Origin of the sequence: Streptomyces roseirectus (assembly GCF_014489635.1) — a bacterium.
Taxonomy (GTDB): Bacteria; Actinomycetota; Actinomycetes; order Streptomycetales; family Streptomycetaceae; genus Streptomyces; species Streptomyces roseirectus.
This window is the reverse complement of record NZ_CP060828.1, coordinates 6,197,006-6,213,362: the sequence shown is the minus strand read 5'-3', so window position 1 is coordinate 6,213,362 and position 16,357 is coordinate 6,197,006. Positions and strand designations below refer to the sequence as shown.

At 72.5% G+C, this 16,357-nt stretch carries 14 protein-coding genes and 1 pseudogene; 10 read left to right on the top strand and 5 right to left on the bottom strand.

The features are described 5' to 3' along the window. Positions 1–126: 126 nt before the first annotated feature. From murJ to IAG44_RS26530, 5 genes and pseudogenes are all read left to right on the top strand, one after another. Entirely contained in the window at positions 127–1,749 is a 1,623-nt protein-coding gene (gene murJ / locus IAG44_RS26550) for a murein biosynthesis integral membrane protein MurJ (RefSeq protein WP_425508533.1), read from the top strand. Then, positions 1,733–2,473 (top strand): polysaccharide deacetylase family protein, encoded by a 741-nt coding sequence (locus tag IAG44_RS26545; RefSeq protein ID WP_187749587.1) that lies wholly within the window; start codon positions 1,733–1,735, stop codon positions 2,471–2,473. The genes murJ and IAG44_RS26545 overlap by 17 nt, the downstream gene beginning before the upstream one ends. Further along, the gene (locus tag IAG44_RS26540) at positions 2,473–3,606 is read left to right on the top strand and encodes a glycosyltransferase (RefSeq protein ID WP_187749586.1); all 1,134 of its coding nucleotides are present in this window, start codon (positions 2,473–2,475) and stop codon (positions 3,604–3,606) included. The genes IAG44_RS26545 and IAG44_RS26540 overlap by 1 nt, the downstream gene beginning before the upstream one ends. Then, positions 3,603–4,184, top strand: a pseudogene (locus IAG44_RS26535) (YveK family protein); the annotation flags it as partial. The gene IAG44_RS26540 and the pseudogene IAG44_RS26535, both read left to right, overlap by 4 nt. 302 nt (positions 4,185–4,486) lie before the next feature. After that, positions 4,487–5,593, top strand: a complete 1,107-nt coding sequence (locus tag IAG44_RS26530; RefSeq protein WP_187749585.1) for a GNAT family N-acetyltransferase — start codon at positions 4,487–4,489, stop codon at positions 5,591–5,593. Positions 5,594–5,639: 46 nt separating this feature from the next. Here the strand turns inward: IAG44_RS26530 and IAG44_RS26525 are convergent, their stop codons facing one another. Beyond that, on the bottom strand, positions 5,640–7,016 hold the full coding sequence (locus tag IAG44_RS26525) for a glycoside hydrolase family 26 protein (protein ID WP_187749584.1): 1,377 nt from the start codon (positions 7,014–7,016) through the stop codon (positions 5,640–5,642). A 172-nt stretch (positions 7,017–7,188) separates the two neighbouring features. On the opposite strand from IAG44_RS26525, the gene IAG44_RS26520 reads away from it, so the two are divergent. Continuing rightward, positions 7,189–8,574 (top strand): carboxylate--amine ligase, encoded by a 1,386-nt coding sequence (locus IAG44_RS26520; protein ID WP_187749583.1) that lies wholly within the window; start codon positions 7,189–7,191, stop codon positions 8,572–8,574. Beyond that, the gene (locus IAG44_RS26515) at positions 8,574–9,875 is read left to right on the top strand and encodes an NAD(P)-binding domain-containing protein (RefSeq protein WP_187749582.1); all 1,302 of its coding nucleotides are present in this window, start codon (positions 8,574–8,576) and stop codon (positions 9,873–9,875) included. The genes IAG44_RS26520 and IAG44_RS26515 overlap by 1 nt, the downstream gene beginning before the upstream one ends. A 104-nt stretch (positions 9,876–9,979) precedes the next feature. Here IAG44_RS26515 and IAG44_RS26510 read toward each other — a convergent pair whose 3' ends face one another. The 3 genes from IAG44_RS26510 to IAG44_RS26500 form a co-directional block, all read right to left on the bottom strand. Next, entirely contained in the window at positions 9,980–10,951 is a 972-nt protein-coding gene (locus tag IAG44_RS26510) for a chaplin family protein (RefSeq protein ID WP_246562109.1), read from the bottom strand. Between the two features lie 169 nt (positions 10,952–11,120). Then, the gene (locus IAG44_RS26505) at positions 11,121–11,348 is read right to left on the bottom strand and encodes a chaplin (RefSeq protein ID WP_187749581.1); all 228 of its coding nucleotides are present in this window, start codon (positions 11,346–11,348) and stop codon (positions 11,121–11,123) included. Between the two features lie 248 nt (positions 11,349–11,596). Then, positions 11,597–12,007, bottom strand: a complete 411-nt coding sequence (locus IAG44_RS26500) for a rodlin (protein ID WP_187749580.1) — start codon at positions 12,005–12,007, stop codon at positions 11,597–11,599. Between the two features lie 221 nt (positions 12,008–12,228). Here IAG44_RS26500 and IAG44_RS26495 point away from each other — a divergent pair, with 221 nt between their 5' ends. From IAG44_RS26495 to IAG44_RS26485, 3 genes are all read left to right on the top strand, one after another. Continuing rightward, positions 12,229–12,630, top strand: a complete 402-nt coding sequence (locus IAG44_RS26495) for a rodlin (protein WP_010355665.1) — start codon at positions 12,229–12,231, stop codon at positions 12,628–12,630. Between the two features lie 102 nt (positions 12,631–12,732). Continuing rightward, complete coding sequence (locus tag IAG44_RS26490) at positions 12,733–13,779, top strand: LCP family protein (RefSeq protein ID WP_187749579.1); 1,047 nt, start codon at positions 12,733–12,735, stop codon at positions 13,777–13,779. 123 nt (positions 13,780–13,902) lie between these two features. Continuing rightward, entirely contained in the window at positions 13,903–14,310 is a 408-nt protein-coding gene (locus IAG44_RS26485) for a rodlin (protein WP_187749578.1), read from the top strand. Positions 14,311–14,389: 79 nt separating this feature from the next. On the opposite strand, the gene IAG44_RS26480 is transcribed toward IAG44_RS26485, so the two are convergent. Next, positions 14,390–16,309, bottom strand: coding sequence for an AMP-dependent synthetase/ligase (locus tag IAG44_RS26480; RefSeq protein WP_187749577.1), 1,920 nt, complete (start codon positions 16,307–16,309; stop codon positions 14,390–14,392). Between the last annotated feature and the right edge of the window lie 48 nt (positions 16,310–16,357).

Here is a 16,357-nt window from a genome sequence, read left to right as displayed (position 1 = left end):
GCCACGCAGGAGCGCGCCTCCGACACCGTGCTCGCCGGCGAACGGGAGCGCGCCTCAGGCGCCAGCCTCACCGGCGGACAGAACCACGCTGCGGATAGCACCCCCGCCGGTGAACGGAGGGGCGCCTTGGTCGCTCCCGGCGTCGGCCAGGAGAACTCCGCCCGCTCGGGTGCCGGTTCGCATCCCAGCGGGAAGTTCCTCGCCAAGGCGGCCGTGCTCACGGCGGTTCTCTCGGTCGCGGGGTCGTTGCTCGGGCTGGTGCGGGATCAGGCGTTGGCGCGGTTGTTCGGGGCGGGGGAGGAGACGGACGCGTTCTTGGTGGCGTGGACGGTGCCGGAGTTCGCGGCGACGTTGCTGATCGAGGACGGGATGGCGTTCGCGTTGATCCCGGCGTTCAGTGCGGCGTTGGCGAGCCGGGCGAGGGGGGTGTCGGGGGATCCGGTGCGGGCGCTGGTCGCGGGGACGCTGCCCAAGCTGTCGCTGGCGTTCGTCGGCGTGGGGGCGTTGGTCATCGGGCTGGCGCCGCAGGTGGTGGGAGCGCTGGCGCCGGGGCTGCCCGACCCGCGGCTCGCCGTCGACTGCACGCGGCTCACGGCGACCTGTGTCGTCAGTTTCGGGCTCGCCGGGTACTGCAGCGCCGCGCTGCGGGCGCACCGGAAGTTCGGGGCGCCGGCGGCGATCTACGTGGCGTACAACGTCGGGATCATCACCGGGATGTTCGTGCTGGGCGGCCGGTGGGGGGTGCGGTCGGCGGCGGTCGGCGTGGCGGTCGGCGGCGTGCTGATGGTCCTCGTCCAACTGCCGTCGCTGCTGAAGCAGTTGACCAGCAAGGCCGCGCTGCGGGAGAAGCGCGGGGAGCAGGAGCCGCAGGCGCTGGACGTGGCGCTGCTGGCGACCGTGCTGCTGTTCGCGCTGTGCCGCCAGTCGCAGGTGCTGATCGAGCGGTTCCTCGCCTCGCGCCTCCCGGAGGGGGCCATCTCGCATCTCAACTACGCCCAGAAAGTGGCGCAGATGCCGATGCTGCTGTCGATGATGCTGGTCACCGTGACGTTCCCGGTGGTCGCGCGGGCACTCGCGGAGGGCGACACCGAGCGGGCCCGCAAGCGCGTGGAGAGCGACCTGGCGCTGGCGACCTGCGTCGTCCTGCTGGGCACGGCGGCGATCGTGGCGTGCGCCCCGCAGATCATCCAACTCCTGTTCCAGAAAGGCGCGTTCACCTCCGAGGACACGGCCGCCACCGCGCAGGTGATGCGCGTGTACGCGCTGGGCCTGCTGGGGCAGACCCTCACCGGCGTCGTGGTCCGCTCGTACTTCTCGGCGGGCCGCGCGAGCTGGTACCCGGTGGGCGCGATGGCCGTGGGGATCGTGGTGACGTCGTGGATCGGCGCGCTGACCGTGGGCGGTTGGGGGGTCACCGGCATCGCCGCGGCGAACGCGGCCGGCATCACCGTCACCGCGCTGGTCCTGCTCGCGGGTCTCGGCCCGAGGAGCGTCCCGGTCCATGTCCGGGGCGTGCTGCGGGAGTTGAGCAGGCCGGTGCGGGCCGCGCTGGTCGCGACGGTCCTCGGCACGTACGCGGCCGGCCATGTCCAGGGGGGTCCGCTGACGGGCGCGGTGGCCGGAGGGCTGACCGTGACCGCCGTCTTCCTCGTCCTCGGCTGGGCGCTGGACGCCCAGGGGGTCGACCCCGTCCTCCGATCCGCCCGTTCCGCATCCCGAAGGCTGGCAGCCCATGTCCGTTCCCGTTGAGGCCCCGAGACGGCCGACCCTCAACTCCCTTCCCTGGGTGGCGATGTACCACTCGGTGGGCGACTGCTCCGACGACCCGTACCGCATCACCGTCACCCCCGACCGCCTCGACGCGCAGCTCGCCTGGTTCGCGCGCGGCGGCCTCAGGGGTGTCTCCGTGGCCGAGTTGCTGGCGGCCCCCGACCGCCGGGGCCTCATCGGCCTGACCTTCGACGACGGTTACGCCGACTTCGTCGACAGCGCCCTGCCGATCCTGCGCGCCCACGGCTTCTCCGCGACCCTCTTCGTCCTCCCCGGCCGCCTCGCCGGCGACAACGCCTGGGACCCCCTCGGCCCCCGCAAGCCCCTGCTGGGCGCCGACGGCATCCGCGAGGCCGCGGCGCAGGGCGTCGAGATCGGCTCCCACGGCCTCACCCACGTCGACCTCACCCAGGCCGACGACCGGACGCTCGCGGCCGAGACCCAGGACAGCCGCGCCCGCCTCGAAGAGCTCCTGGACACCGCCGTCACCGGCTTCTGCTACCCCTACGGGACGGTCGACGCGCGCGCCGTGGCCGCCGTCCGCGACGCCGGTTACGCCTACGCCTGCGCGATCGACCCCGGTGCCCTGAACGGCGTCCACGCCCTGCCGCGCGTGCACGTCGGCCAGAACGACACCGCCGCCCGCCTGTTCCTCAAGTACCGCCTGCACAGGCTCCGTCGGCGCCCGGTGGAGGGGTTGTGATGCGGGCGCTGCACATCATCACGGGCCTCGGCGTCGGCGGCGCCGAGCAGCAACTGCGGCTGTTGATCCGGCACTTGCCGGTCGACTGCGACGTCGTCACGCTCACCAACCCGGGCCCGGTCGCCGACGGGCTGATCGCGGACGGCGTCCGGGTCACGCACCTCGGCATGTCCGGCAACCGGGATCTCGGCGCCCTGCCGAGGCTGGTGAAGCACATCAGGGACGGCGGCTACGACCTCGTCCACACCCACCTCTACCGCGCCTGCGTGTACGGGAGGATCGCGGCCCGGCTCGCGGGGGTGAAGGCGATCGTCGCGACCGAACACTCCCTGGGCGACTCGCAGATGGAGGGCCGCGGCCTCAGCAGGGGTGTGCGCGCGCTGTACCTGGCGAGTGAGCGGCTGGGCCGTTCGACGGTCGCCGTCTCCCCCACGGTCGCCGACCGCCTGCGCCGCTGGGGCGTGCCGGGACCGCGCATCGAGGTCGTCCCGAACGGCATCGACCTGGCCCGCTTCCGCTTCGACCCGGTGGCCCGCCACCGCACCCGCCGCCGCCTGGGCCTGCCGGAGGACGCGTACGTGATCGGCGGCATCGGCCGCCTCAGCGCCGGGAAACGTTTCGACGTCGTCATCGAGGCGCTGGCCCAACTCCCGGACGACCACTGGCTGTTGCTGGTCGGCGGCGGTCCCGAGGAGAGCGTGCTGCGGCGCACCGCGCACGACGCCGGGGTGGCCGACCGCGTCCTGTTCACCGGCGAGCGCCCGTACGTCCCGGACGGCGGCCCCGGCCCCGACCTGCCGTCGCTGACGTCCGCGATGGACGTCCTGGCGTCGCCGTCCCCCGAAGAAGCCTTTGGCTTGGCGGTGGTTGAGGCGCTGGCGTCCGGGCTGCCGGTGCGGTACGCGTCGTGCCCGGCGGTCGAGGACCTGCCGTCGCAGGCGCCGGACGCCCGTCAAGTCCCGTGCAGCGCCGAGGCGTTCGCCAAGTCCTTGGTCCGGCCCCCGACTTGCGGCCCGCGCACCCCGCCCGAGGCCGCCCGCCACTACGACATCGCCCGCAGCGCCGCGCGGCTCATGGACGTCTACACGACCACCCTTTCCGTCCCGTCACCCCAGAAAGCCACCGCCACATGACCGAGAACACCTCCCGCCGCCCCGCCGTCCTCGCCCGCGCCAAGGCCCTCCCGCCCTGGACCCTGATCGCCGCCGGCGCCCTCGTCGGCGGCCTGGCCGGCGGCTCGTACGGCCTGCTGAAGCCGCCCGTCTACACGGCGACCGCGTACGTCGTCGCCGTCCCCGCCGAGAAGTCCGACCCCTCCTCCGCGCTGGGCTTCGCGCAGGCGTACGGCCGGGTCGCGACGCAGCTCGCGGTGCTCGGGGACGCGCAGGTCTGGGCCGGGGTGCCGGTGAACACGCTCCGGACGAGCGTGCGGACGGCGACCTCGCCGGACGCGCCGATGGTCTCGATCACCGCGACCTCGGGGCGCGCCGACCTCGCCGCCGACATGGCCAACGCGGTGTCGCGGGCGCTGACCCAGCACGCGAAGGGCACCGAGAAGACCACCAACGTCGAACTCCAGTCGTTCGCACGGGCGATGAAGCCGACGGAGCCGTCCTCGCAGTCCCCGGCGGTCACCGGACTGGTCGGCGCGAGCGCGGGCGGGCTGCTGGGGGGGCTGGTGCTGCTGGTGCGGCCCAAGCGGGGGCGGGGGGCCGGGGCTGACGGGGTGTTCGGGGCGGCGGGAGCGGCGGGGGCGGCTGAGGTGGACGAGGCCGCCGGAACAGGCGGGGAGAGCAAGGCAGTTGGGGCAGGCAGGGCGGCCGGCGGCGGCAAGGCGGCCGGAGCAGGCCGGGGGGCCGACGCGGGGCGGGCCGGGCGAGGCTCCGGCTCGGCCGGTGTCACCGGCACCGCCAACACCTCCGCCGCCACCGCCTCCTCCGCCGCCCCCGACGACGCCAAGACCGCCGCCCCCGTCCCCGGCCCGGCCCTCGCCGCCGACACTCGCGGCGCGCGATGAGGGCCGAACTGGTCACGGACGAGGCCGAGTTCGCGGCGCTGGCCGCCGACTGGGCCGACCTGTACGGGCGTTGTGCGACGGCGACCCCGTTCCAGAGCCACGCCTGGCTGCACTCCTGGTGGCTCTCGTACGGCAGGCGCGGCCGACTGCGCCTGCTGCTCGTGCGCGCGGCGGACGGCCAACTCCTCGCCGTCGCGCCCCTGATGGCCGTCCGCGCTCCGCTGCCCGCGCTGGTGCCGCTGGGCGGGGCGATCTCCGACTACGGGGACGTCCTGGTCGACGACGAGCGCGCCGAGGAGGCCGTCGTCGCGCTCACCGAAGGGCTCGCGGCGGCGGCCCGCACGGCGCTGATCGACTTCCGCGAGGTGCGTCCGGGGGGCGCCGTCGAGCGGGTGTACGAGCACTGGCGCGGGCCGAGGCGGCGGGTCGGCGACTCGGTGTGCCTGGAGCTGCCGGCCGTCCCGATGGAGGAACTGGTCGCGCGGCTGCCGTCGGCGAAGGCGCAGCGGGTACGCGCCAAGCTGCGCAAGCTGACCTCGCTCGGCGTCGAGCGCAGCGCCGTCGCGCCGGACGAGGTGGACGGGGCGCTGCGCCGCCTGCTGGAACTGCACCGACTCCAGTGGCAGGGCCGGAAGGTGACGTCCGAGCACCTGCGACAGCGGTTCTGCGAGCACCTGGTGAGGTCGGTCGGCCCGATGGTGCGCTCGGGCGACGCGGTGGTGACCGAGTTCCGGCTGGACGACGACGTCGTCGCCGTCGATCTCACGCTGCTGTCACGGGAGTTGGCCGGGGGCTATCTGTACGGGGCGCATCCGAGGCTGCGGGAGCGGAAGGCGGACGTCGCGGTGATGCTGCTGGACGCGTGCGCCGAGCACACCCGGGAGCGGACGCGCGGGGCCTTGAGCCTGCTGCGCGGCAACGAGCCGTACAAGCACCACTGGCGGCCCGAACCCGTCGTCAACCAGCGGCTGTTGCTGGCCCGGCGGCGCACGGCGCCGCTGCTGTCGGCGGCGCTGTGCGACGTGGCGGCCCGGCGGCGCGGCAAGGAGCTGCTGCACCGCTGGGAGTCCTTCAGGGAGCGGTCCGGTGACGGCGGGTCCTGAGAGCCTGGCCGCAGGTTCTCAGGCGGGCCCGCCGTCACCGGCGCCGTCACCGGTTGCGGGAGAACCAGTCGAACTTGATGCAGAGCTTCCCGCCGAGCCAGTGCTCGACCCAGTCGCCGAGGTTCACCGGCGAGCAGTTCGGCTGAGGCTGAGGCTCGGGCTGCGGCTCGACCGGGGGCTGCACCGGAGGCACGACCACCGGGGGTTCGACCGGCGGCTCGACCGGCGTCACCGGCTCGTCCACCCGGCCGGACAGGACCGAGCGGTAGACCTCGGAGGAGCGCGGGTTGGAGCCGCACTGCCACACGCCGTGCGGGCAGTAGTCGGTGACGGTGTTGTAGAGCGGCTTGTGCTCGTCCATCCAGGCGAGCATGCGCCGCATGTACTCCGGGTTGTCGCCGTTGCGGAAGAGCCCCCACTCCGGATAGGAGATGGCCTTGCCGTGGGACTTCGCGAAGTCCACGTGTTCCTGGAGGCCGTAGGGCTCTGTCACCTGTTCGTCGAACGTCCGGCCGGTGGGCTGGTCGTAGGAGTCCATTCCGACGATGTCGACCGTCGCGTCACCGGGATAGCACTGGGTCCACGGAACGGCGTCCCGGCCCCGGCTCGGCGTGAAGTCGAACTTGAATTCCTGGCCCGGCACCGCACGCATGGTGGTGACGATCCTGTTCCAGTACTTCTTCCAGGACTCCGGGTCCGGACCGCACCGATGGGTGTACGTGATGCCGTTCATCTCCCAGCCGAGCACGATCACCGTGTCCGGCACCTTCAGGGCGACGAGGCGTTCGGCCAGGGCCTTGAAGTGGTGATCGAACTCGCCGGCGGCGCCCTGCCGCAGCATCCGGCGCACCTCGGCGTCGGGCACGCCCTCCTCGTTGCGTTCCAGCATCGGCACGTTGAGGACGAACATCCGGTCGGCCTTCTCGCGCCGCCAGTCCGCCCACACGTCGAGGAAGCCGGGGGCGCCCTCGATGTTGCTCCACCGGTCGCCCGGCAGGTAGGTGTGGCCGACCCGCAGCTCCGAGCCGCCGAGCCAGCGGCTCAGCTCGGCCATGCGGGAGACGCCGCGGGGGCCGTAGTCGAGGTAGGCGCCGAAAGCGGGGTACTTCTTCGCCGGGGCGGGAGCGGGGACGGGGGCGGGCACCGGGGCCGGGCTCGTCGTGTCGCCCGGAGGTACTACGGGTCCTACGGGGTCCGCGGGGGCCGGCGCGGGCGTCTGGGCGGCGTCCTCGTCGTCGTCCCCCCACCAGCCGTCCGACCACCGGCCGCTCTCCCACCACGCGGGAGCGGGAGGATCGGCGCGTTGCACCACCCCCGGACCCGCGGCGAAACCAGGACCGGAGGCCAGGGCTGCCGATACGACGACGGCCGTCGCGACGACGGCCAGCCGCCGGGACCGGGCGCGTCGCTTTCGTGGGGTCATGCCTGCTCCTTTCTCCACTCACACGCGTGATGACCGCGCCATTCGCGCGTTATGACAGCGTCAGGAATTCCTGACAGACAGTCACATGTAAGTCATACGAAAAGGAAGTACGCCACCGCCGTTACGGCTTTCGAGTGGTCCATTCGTCCGCATCGGTGAACGAACCGAAGGAATGCCCGTGCCCCTGCTCGACACCCGCGTCCCCGCAGTGCTGCTGCGGATCGACCGGAATCCCTTTCACCACGGAACGCTGGGTGCCGTGCGCTCGCTCGGCCGCGCCGGGGTCGAGGTCCACCTCGTCGCGGACGTGACGGGGAGCCCCGTGGGCCGCTCGCGGTTCGTCCGCGGCCTGCATCCGCCGCCGCTGCCCGGGGCCGCCGACGCGGAGATCGCCGCCGTCCTGCTGCGGGTCGCCGCGCGCGTGGAGCGGCCCGCCGTGCTCATCCCGATGGACGACGCCGGCGCGGTCGCCGTCAGCCGGCTGCGCGCGGAGCTGGCGCCCGCGTACCTGCTGCCGCAGCAACCCGGTGAGCTGCCCGAACGGGTCGCGGACAAGGCGGAGCTGGCGGGGCTGTGCCGGGCGGCCGGCGTCCCGCATCCCGAGACGGTCGTCCCGGAGAGCGCGACGCAGGCGGCGCAGGCCGCGTGGCGGCTCGGGCTGCCGGTCGTCGCGAAGTGGAGCAGACCGTGGCTGCTGCCCGGCGGGAGCGGGCTGCGCAGCACGGTCGTCCTGCGCTCCACGCAGGAGGCGCGCGAGCTGTACCTGCGGACGGAGGACGCCGGGTGCCGGCTGCTGCTCCAGGAGTTCCTGGCGCCGGGCACCGGCCTCGACTGGTTCTTCCACGGGTACGCCGACCGCGCGGGGGCGGTCCGCGCGGGCGGGCCCGGCCGCAAGCTGCTGTCCTGGCCGCGCGGGGCGGGTCTGACGGCCGTCGGCGAGTGGGTCCCGAACGCGACGGTGACCTCGCTCGCCGAGCGGCTGACGGCCGACCTCGGCTACCGGGGCATCCTCGACCTCGACTTCCGGCGCTGCGCCGCCACCGGCCGCTACCACCTCCTCGACTTCAACCCCCGCCCCGGCGCGCAGTTCCGGCTCTTCACCGACGCGACGGGCCTCGACGTGGTCCGCGCGCAGCACCTCGACCTGACCCACCGCGCCCTCCCCGCGGGCGCGCCCCGCCCCGGCCGCGCCTTCGTCGTCGAGAACTACGCGCCCCTGGCCGCCCTGCGCCCCTCCCCCCACGGGCGCGAACTCGCCTGGCACGCCCCAGACGACCCCGGCCCCGGCCGCGCGATGTGGGGGCTGTGGTGCCGGCACGTCGTGACGCGGATCGCCCAGCGGCTGCGGCGCACGGGCGGGGCGACCCTGACGACCGCCCGTACCAGGGTGGTACGGCAGGCCGTAGCTCCGGCGGTGTCCCTCACAGGTCTCCCCCAGGGGGTACCGCAGGCGGCGGGCGCGGGGCGCGCCGCACAACCAGGGAGCTCAGGGGTTTCCCCTACAACCCCTACAACCCCTCCGTCCCCTCCGACCGACGACGAGAAAGCGAGCGGCTGATGTTCGACCTGCTGGTGGTGGGCGCGGGCCCGTACGGACTGTCCATCGCGTCCCATGCGGCGGGCGCCGGGCTGAGCCTGCGCGTCTTCGGGCGGCCGATGGCGTCGTGGCGTGACCACATGCCGCGCGGCATGTTCCTCAAGTCCGAACCCTGGGCGTCCAACCTGTCCGACCCGGCCGCCCGCTGGCGGCTCGACGCCTACTGCGACACCCGGGGCGTCTCCGCGCGGCACGGCGAGCCGATCCCGGTGGAGGTGTTCGCCGACTACGGCCTCTGGTTCGCCCGCAACGCCGTCCCCGAGGTCGACGAGCGCACGATCGTCCGCATCTCCCCGCGCGTCGGCGGATTCGAGGCGGTGACCGAGGACGGCGAGACCGTGCACGCCCGGACGGTCGCCCTCGCGGTCGGCGTCATGCCGTTCGTGGAGATCCCCTCGGCCCTGCACGGCGTCTCCCCCGACCTCGTCTCCCACAGCAGCCACCACAGCGACCTCGACCGCTTCCGGGGCCGTGACGTGACGGTCGTCGGCGGCGGCCAGGCGGCGCTGGAGACGGCCGCGCTGCTGGCCGAACAGGGCACGCGGGTCCGGGTGTTGGCCCGCGCGGACCACCTCGACTGGAACGACGTGCCGCCGCCCTGGGAGCGTCCGTGGTGGCAGTCGCTGCGCTCGCCGCACAGCGGGCTCGGCTGCGGCTGGCGGAACTGGTTCTACTCCGAGCGGGCCGGCTGGTACCGGCGCCTGCCGGAGGAGACGCGCGCCCGGATCGCCGCCAACGCCCTTGGTCCGGCGGGGGCTTGGTGGGTCCGGGATCGGGTGGAGGGGGTAGTGGAGGTGCTGCTCGGGCATGAAGTGACGGCAGTTGAGGGGGAGTTGACGCGCGGGGCCGCCGGTGATGCCCAACTCGATGCGGGCAAGCTCCGATTGGAGGTCACCGGCGCCTCCGGCAGGACGCGGACCGTCGAGACCGACCACGTCATCGCCGCGACCGGTTTCAAGGCGACCCGGGACCGACTCGCCCTGCTCTCCCCCGAGTTGCGCGGCGCCCTGACCGCCGTGGCCGACGGATCCCCTGCCGTCGGCCGGGAGTTCGAGTCCTCCTGCCCCGGCCTCTTCCTGGCCGGCCTCGTCACCGCCTCCGGCTTCGGCCCCGCGATGCGCTTCGTGCACGGCGCGACCTTCACCGCCGGCACCCTCGTCCGGGGCGTACGGCGCCGGCTGCGCACGGGCGTGCCCGGCGGGGCGGTCCCGGCGCCGGGGCGCAGTGGTGAGCGGGGTGCGGTGGACGCCGTACGGCGTTGATACCGGGGCCGGTTGTCAGCCGGCCCACATACGCACGGGTGCCGGCCGCTTCTCGGAGCGTCCGGCACCAGGGTGTGCGGAGTTGTTCGGACCCGGGGTCCGTGTCACCGACGGGTCTGGGCCCTGCCACGTCGGTAGAGCACGGCACCGCCCGCGATCATCGCGGCGCTGAAGCCCGCGGCGGCGAGCAGATCGCCCGTACCGGTGTGGGCCAGGGTGGGCGGCGGGGAGTCGTTGCCCGTGGGGGGTTGGTCGTTGCCGGTGGGCGGCTGGTCGTTGCCCGTCGGCGGCTGGTCGTTGCCCGTGGGGGGCTGGTCATCACCGGTCGGCGGCTGGTCATCGCCCGTCGGCGGCTGATCGTCACCCGTGGGGGGCTGGTCATCGCCGGTCGGGGGCTGATCGTCACCGGTCGGGGGCTGGTCATCGCCCGTCGGCGGCTGATCGTCACCGGTCGGGGGCTGGTCATCGCCCGTCGGCGGCTGATCGTCACCCGTGGGCGGCTGGTCATCGCCCGTCGGCGGCTGCTCGCACGTCTCCCCGTTGGAGCCCGGTACGTCGATCACGTCCCCGGGGCTCTCGCAGACACCCCCCGGAGGCTGGTCGTCACCGGTCGGGGGCTGGTCGTCACCCGTGGGCGGCTGGTCCGGCGTCTCGGTCTCTCCGCCGTACCCGGGGCCGTCCGAGCCACCGGAGTCACCGGACGAGGACTCGTGATCGTCGTCCCCGTAGGACCCGTACGACCCGTAGGACCCCCCGTACGACCCGTAGGACCCGTACGACTCGTCGTCATCCCCTCCGTACGTCCCGTACCCCCCGTACGACTCCGGCGTCACCGACTGGTGCGCGCAGGAGTTGCCGAAGGTCGGGTTGAGCCCGGAGGCCGCGTCGACGGTGTTGCCGCAGGCGTTGACCGGCACGTCGACGGGAACCTCGACGTTGTTGCCGGACAGGACGCCGGGCGAACCGGCCGCGGTGCCGGTGGTGTGCGAGTCGGCGAACGCCGGGCTGCCGCACAGGGACAGAATGCTCGTCGCGGCGGCGGCCACGACCATTCCCCTGCTCAGGGTCTGTCGCAATCTCGTTGTCTTCCTGCTCGAACTGCCATGAATGCTGGACTCGGCGTGAACGGACGCTCGGCGACTGCCACGACTGGGCGATGGAGAGCCGAAGGCCGGCCTCGGAACGTTGGGCAGGTGTCCAAGGCCGGCCTTCGACCAAGCCGTTCAGCCTGGTGTGACGGATACGTCAGTCGTTGACGCAGGTGTTGCCGAACGCCGGGTTCAGGGCCGCGATCACGTTGACGGTGTTGCCGCAGACGTTGACCGGGACGTGGACCGGGATCTGGACGACGTTGCCGGACAGGACACCCGGCGAGCCGATGGCCGCACCCTCGGCGCCCGCGTCCGCGAAGGCCGGGGCCGCCCCGCCCAGCGCCAGTACCAGGCCCGCGATGACGGCAGCGCTCTTCTTCATGTCTTTCCCTTCTCCGTGGTCATGCCTCCCATGACCTACAGGCTGCAAACGAGAGATAGACAGCGAAAGAAACTGAGCAACATGGGCCGAACGGGAATTCACTCGAACGCATTCATATAATCAGCACTTCGGAGTGACAGAACGATTCTTCGCAGACAAGTAAAGCGAATTGACGGCGTGTCACAGAAAAACGCCCGGACGGCCCGCACACAGAAACGGACCGCCCGGACGCGACACACCGGCGGACGTCAGCCGTTGGAGACGCCGTTGCCCGACAGCGCGGAGATGTCGCTGAGGATGTGCGACAGCGGCTCGTCGCCCTTGGCCTGGGTCGAGTTCTCGACGCACTGCTGGTTCTGCGGCGCCGACAGGATCGGGATGTCCTGGACGGCGATCGGCACCACGCCGACGACGGAGCCCACGTTGGCCTTGAGCGGCACGCCGGCGCAGAGCTTGTTGACCGAGCCCTGGACCAGGGTGGCCTGGGGGCTCATGTCGCCCTTGGTCACCGAGTTGCCGAACTTGGAGTGCGCGCCGTTGCCGCTGGCGGAGGTGGTCCCGCTGTCGTCCCCGATGGCAAGCGCCTGGGGGGCCACCGCCGCGCTCGCGCCGACGACGGACGCGGCTACCGCCGCCACGGCCATTGCCTTCTTCAGCATTTCGCTCTCTTCTCTTTCCCGATCCCGGCCGTCGGCCAGGACCTTGTGCCTGCCCCCGACACAACAGCGGGCACGGGAATTGGTTGCGGCCCTTCACCCGATCGGTTCCGCGACACGCCGAGCTTGGGCCGTACGGGTGAATGGGGGAAACCGTCGGGCCCCTTCGTCGGTTGATCAGCACGCTCCGGTGGACGGGGTTTCTCCAGAAGGGACTTATTCACGTGATCAAGAAGGTACTCGCCGCTGCCGCTGTCGCCGCGTCCGTCGTCGGCGCGGGCGCCGGCCCGGCCCTCGCCATCGGCAACGACCACGGCACCACCTCCGCGAGCGGCAACGGCGCTTCCCAGTCGTTCGGCAACTCGGCGACCTACGGCAACATGAGCCCGCAGATGGCGCTCATCCAGGGCTCGCTCAACAAGCCCTGCATCGGTCTGCCGGCCAAGGTCAACGCCGGTTCGATCGTGGGCCTCGTGCCGATCGCGGTCCAGGACATCAACGTCCTGTCCTCGCCGCAGAACCAGCAGTGTGTCGAGAACTCGACGCAGGCCAAGGGCGACGAGCCGCTGTCGCACATCCTCGACGACATCTCGGTCCTCGCGGGCAACGGCGCGGCCAACCACTGAGCCGTCGAACGGGTTCACCTCGCTGAGCCCAGGGGCTGATTTCCGCCCCGTCGCAGCGGGCCGCCGGTCTTCCGGCGGCCCGTTCCGTTTACCGTGCGCGGCGTGACGAGCGACAGACACAGAGCCAAGAGAAACCTTTTGTCACGGCGGTCGGTCCTGCCCGCCGTCGTCCTCACCACGGCGGGCGCCCTCCTCACCGGCGCCGCCCTCCCCGCAGCCCACTCCGCGCCCCGGCGTCCCCTGAACGTCCTGGTGCTGGGCACCGACGAGCGGGACACCATCACGACCGCCGAGAAGCGGCGCTTCCACGCGGGCGGCGAGCCCTGCGGCTGCTCCGACTCGATGATGCTGGTCCACTTCTCGGCCCGCCGGGACCGGGTCAGCGTCGTCGGTCTGCCCCGCGACTCCCTCGCGACGGTCCCGACGTACCGGGACGACGCCGGCCGCACCCGCCGCGCGCACCCCGCCAAGCTCAACTCCGCCTACCAGGAGGGCGGTCCGGAGCTGGCGGTGAAGACGGTGTCGGCGATGACCGGCGTGAAGATCGACAAGTACCTCCAGGTGGACTTCCGGCGCTTCATGGACACCGTGAACCAGGTCGGCGGCGTCGAGGTGTGCACGCCCCGGCGGCTGCGGGACCGCACGACGAAGCTCGACCTGCGCCCCGGCAAGCACCGGCTGAAGGGCGGGCCCGCGCTCCAGTACGTGCGCTCGCGGCACGTCGACGGCAGCGCCGACCTCGGCCGTATCCAGCGTCAACAGCGTTTCCTGGTCCAGGCGTTGAGAGGGCTGAGTGCGCGCGGGCTGCTCGCTGATCCGGTGCGGACGGTCAAGTGGGCGCGGACGTTGCTTGGTTCGGGGCCGCAGGGGTTCACGGCCGTCGAACTCGTGCGGCTCGCCGGTGAGTTGCGCAAGGTGACGGTGAGCGCGACGGAGTTCACGACCGTGCCGATCGCCGGCTTCAACCCCGTGCGCGGGGACGTCGGTTCGACGCTCGCGTGGGACGGGAAGAAGGCGCGGGCGGTGTTCGGGAAGCTCGCCAAGGATCAGCCGCTGGTGGTGAAGCGGGCCAATCCCCGGCCGAAGGACCCGCCGAGTCCGGTGGGGGCGCCGGTGCCGGTGCGCGGGAGCGCGTACGCCTGCCGGTAGCGGCGCGCGGCGGGGTGCGCGCTGGTCCGAACGGGGCAACTTGCGCAACCTCGGGCCGGGGCGGGCCGTTCTCGGTCATGCAGCTCCTCCCCCGGAGTCCGCTTTTCGAAGGGAACAAGAACCATGAAGAAGCTGTGGGCAACCGCCGCTGTAGCCGCTTCCGTAGCCGGTATCGCGGCCGGTGCCGCGCCCCAGGCGCTGGCCATCGGTGACGACAGCGGCACCACCTCCGCCAGCGGCAACGGCGCCTCGCAGGAGTTCGGCAACTCCGCCACCTTCGGCGACATGAGCCCGCAGCTCTCGCTGGTCCAGGGTTCGCTGAACAAGCCCTGCATCGGTCTGCCGGCCAAGCTCAACGCCGGTTCGATCGTCGGCCTCGTGCCGATCGCGGTCCAGGACATCAACGTCCTGTCGGCGCCGCAGAACCAGCAGTGCGTGGAGAACTCGACGCAGGCCAAGGGCGACGAGCCGCTGTCGCACATCCTGGACGACATCTCCGCCCTGTCGGGCAACGGCGCGGCCAACGGCTGAGCCGTCCCGCTCCCCGTCGTACGGCGGGTCACCGGTTTCCCCGGTGACCCGCCGTCCGTCATGTCCGGCCGCTGGACGGCTACTTGCGGTAGATCGCCTCGATCTGTTCGGCGTAGGCGCGGGTGACGACGTCCCGCTTGACCTTCAGGGACGGGGTGAGCATGCCGTTGGCCTCGGTGAACTCGCCGTCCACCAGGGTGAACGCGCGGATGGACTCGGCGCGGGAGACGGCCTGGTTGGCGTAGTCGACGGCCGCTTGGACGGTCTCGCGCAGGCTGGGGTCGGCGGCGAGTTCGGTGAAGGGGGTGTCGGCGGGGAGCCCCCGGACGGCGAGCCAGTGGGCGATCGCGTCGGGGTCGAGGGTGATGAGGGCGGCGATGAAGGCGCGGTTGTCGCCGACGACGAGGCACTGGCCGACGGGGCTGCGGCTGCGCAGGCGGTCCTCCAGGACGGCCGGGGAGACGTTCTTGCCGCCGGAGGTGACGAGGAGGTCCTTCTTGCGGCCGGTGATGGTGAGGTAGCCGTCGTCGTCGAGCGCGCCGAGGTCGCCGGTCTCGAACCAGCCGCCCTTGAGGACCTGCTGCGTGGCCTCGGGGTTGTTCCAGTAGGCGGGGAAGACGGCGCCGCCCCTGATCAGGACCTCGCCGTCGTCGGCGATGCGGATCGCGGTGCCGGGGACCGGGCGGCCGACCGTGCCGGGGCGCGGTTCCAGCGGCGGGATCATGGTCGCGGCGGCCGTCGTCTCGGTGAGCCCGTAGCCCTCGTAGACGATGATGCCGGCGGCCTGGAAGAAGAGGTTCAGGGTGCGGTCGAGCGGACTGCCGCCGCTGATCGCGTAGTTGAGCCGGCCGCCGAGCTCCTTGCGGATGCGGCGGTAGACGAGGACGTCGTACAGGGCCCAGGCGGCGTACAGCTTGAGGCCGGGACCCTTGGGGGTCTGCCCCAGGAAGTGGGCGAGGTACTGCTCGGCGAAGCGGACGCCGATGCGTTCGGCGCGGTCGAAGGAGGCGCCCCGGCCGATCTTCTCGGCGGTGGCGCGGCCGGTGTCGTGGATGCGCTCGAAGAGGTAAGGGACGCCGACGATGAAGGTGGGCCTGAACTCCTTGAGGGCGGGCCGGAGTTCGTCGGGTTTGACGCTCGGGAAGTGGCCGACCTCGATGCGGCCGGTGAGGCAGGCGATCTGCAGGACGCGGCCCATGATGTGGGCGAGCGGCAGGAAGAGGAGGGTGGAGGCGGTGCGGCCGGTGACGGCCTTGAAGACGGGGTGGAGGAGTTCGAGGACGTTGCCCGCCTCCTCGTGGAGGTTGGTGTGGGTGAGGACGCATCCCTTGGGGCGACCCGTAGTACCTGAGGTGTAGCAGATGGTCGCGGTGGCGTCGGGGGTGAGTTCCTTGCGGCGCCTGGTGACCTCGTCGTCGTCCACCTCGCGGCCGAGGTTCCTCAGGTCGGCGAGGGCTCCGGCGTCGAGTTCCCAGAGTTTCGGTTCGTGGGCGGCCGTGGCCTCGACGACGGTGGCGGTGTTGGCGGGGTTCTCGGTGATGACGTGCCGGGCGCCGGAGTCGCGGACGATCCACTCGACCTGTTCGGCGGAGGAGGTGGCGTAGACGGGGACGGTGACGCCGCCGGCCGCCCAGATCGCGAAGTCGAGGACGGTCCACTCGTACCGGGTGCGGGACATGACCGCGACGCGGGCGCCCGGTTCGACGCCGGCGGCGATCAGGCCCTTGGCGACGGCGGTGACCTCGGCGGCGAACTCGGCGGCCGTGATCGGGCGCCAAGTCCCGTCGGGGTCACGGCGTTTGAGGATGACGTCGGCCGGGGCCTCGGTGGCGTTCCGGTACGGGAGGTCGGCGACGCTGCCGGTGGTCAGGGGGGCGGTGAGCGAGGGGACGCGGGCCTCGCGGACCGTGCCGTGCTCGTCCCGGACCAGGTCCAGGGCGGTACGGGCCGCGAGGTCGGTGCGCTGCTTGGCTCGCCTGAGATCCCTGCGTACGCCCATGAAGGCTCCCCTGACGTCAACTGGCTGGAAGTGAAGGCAACTTACTCG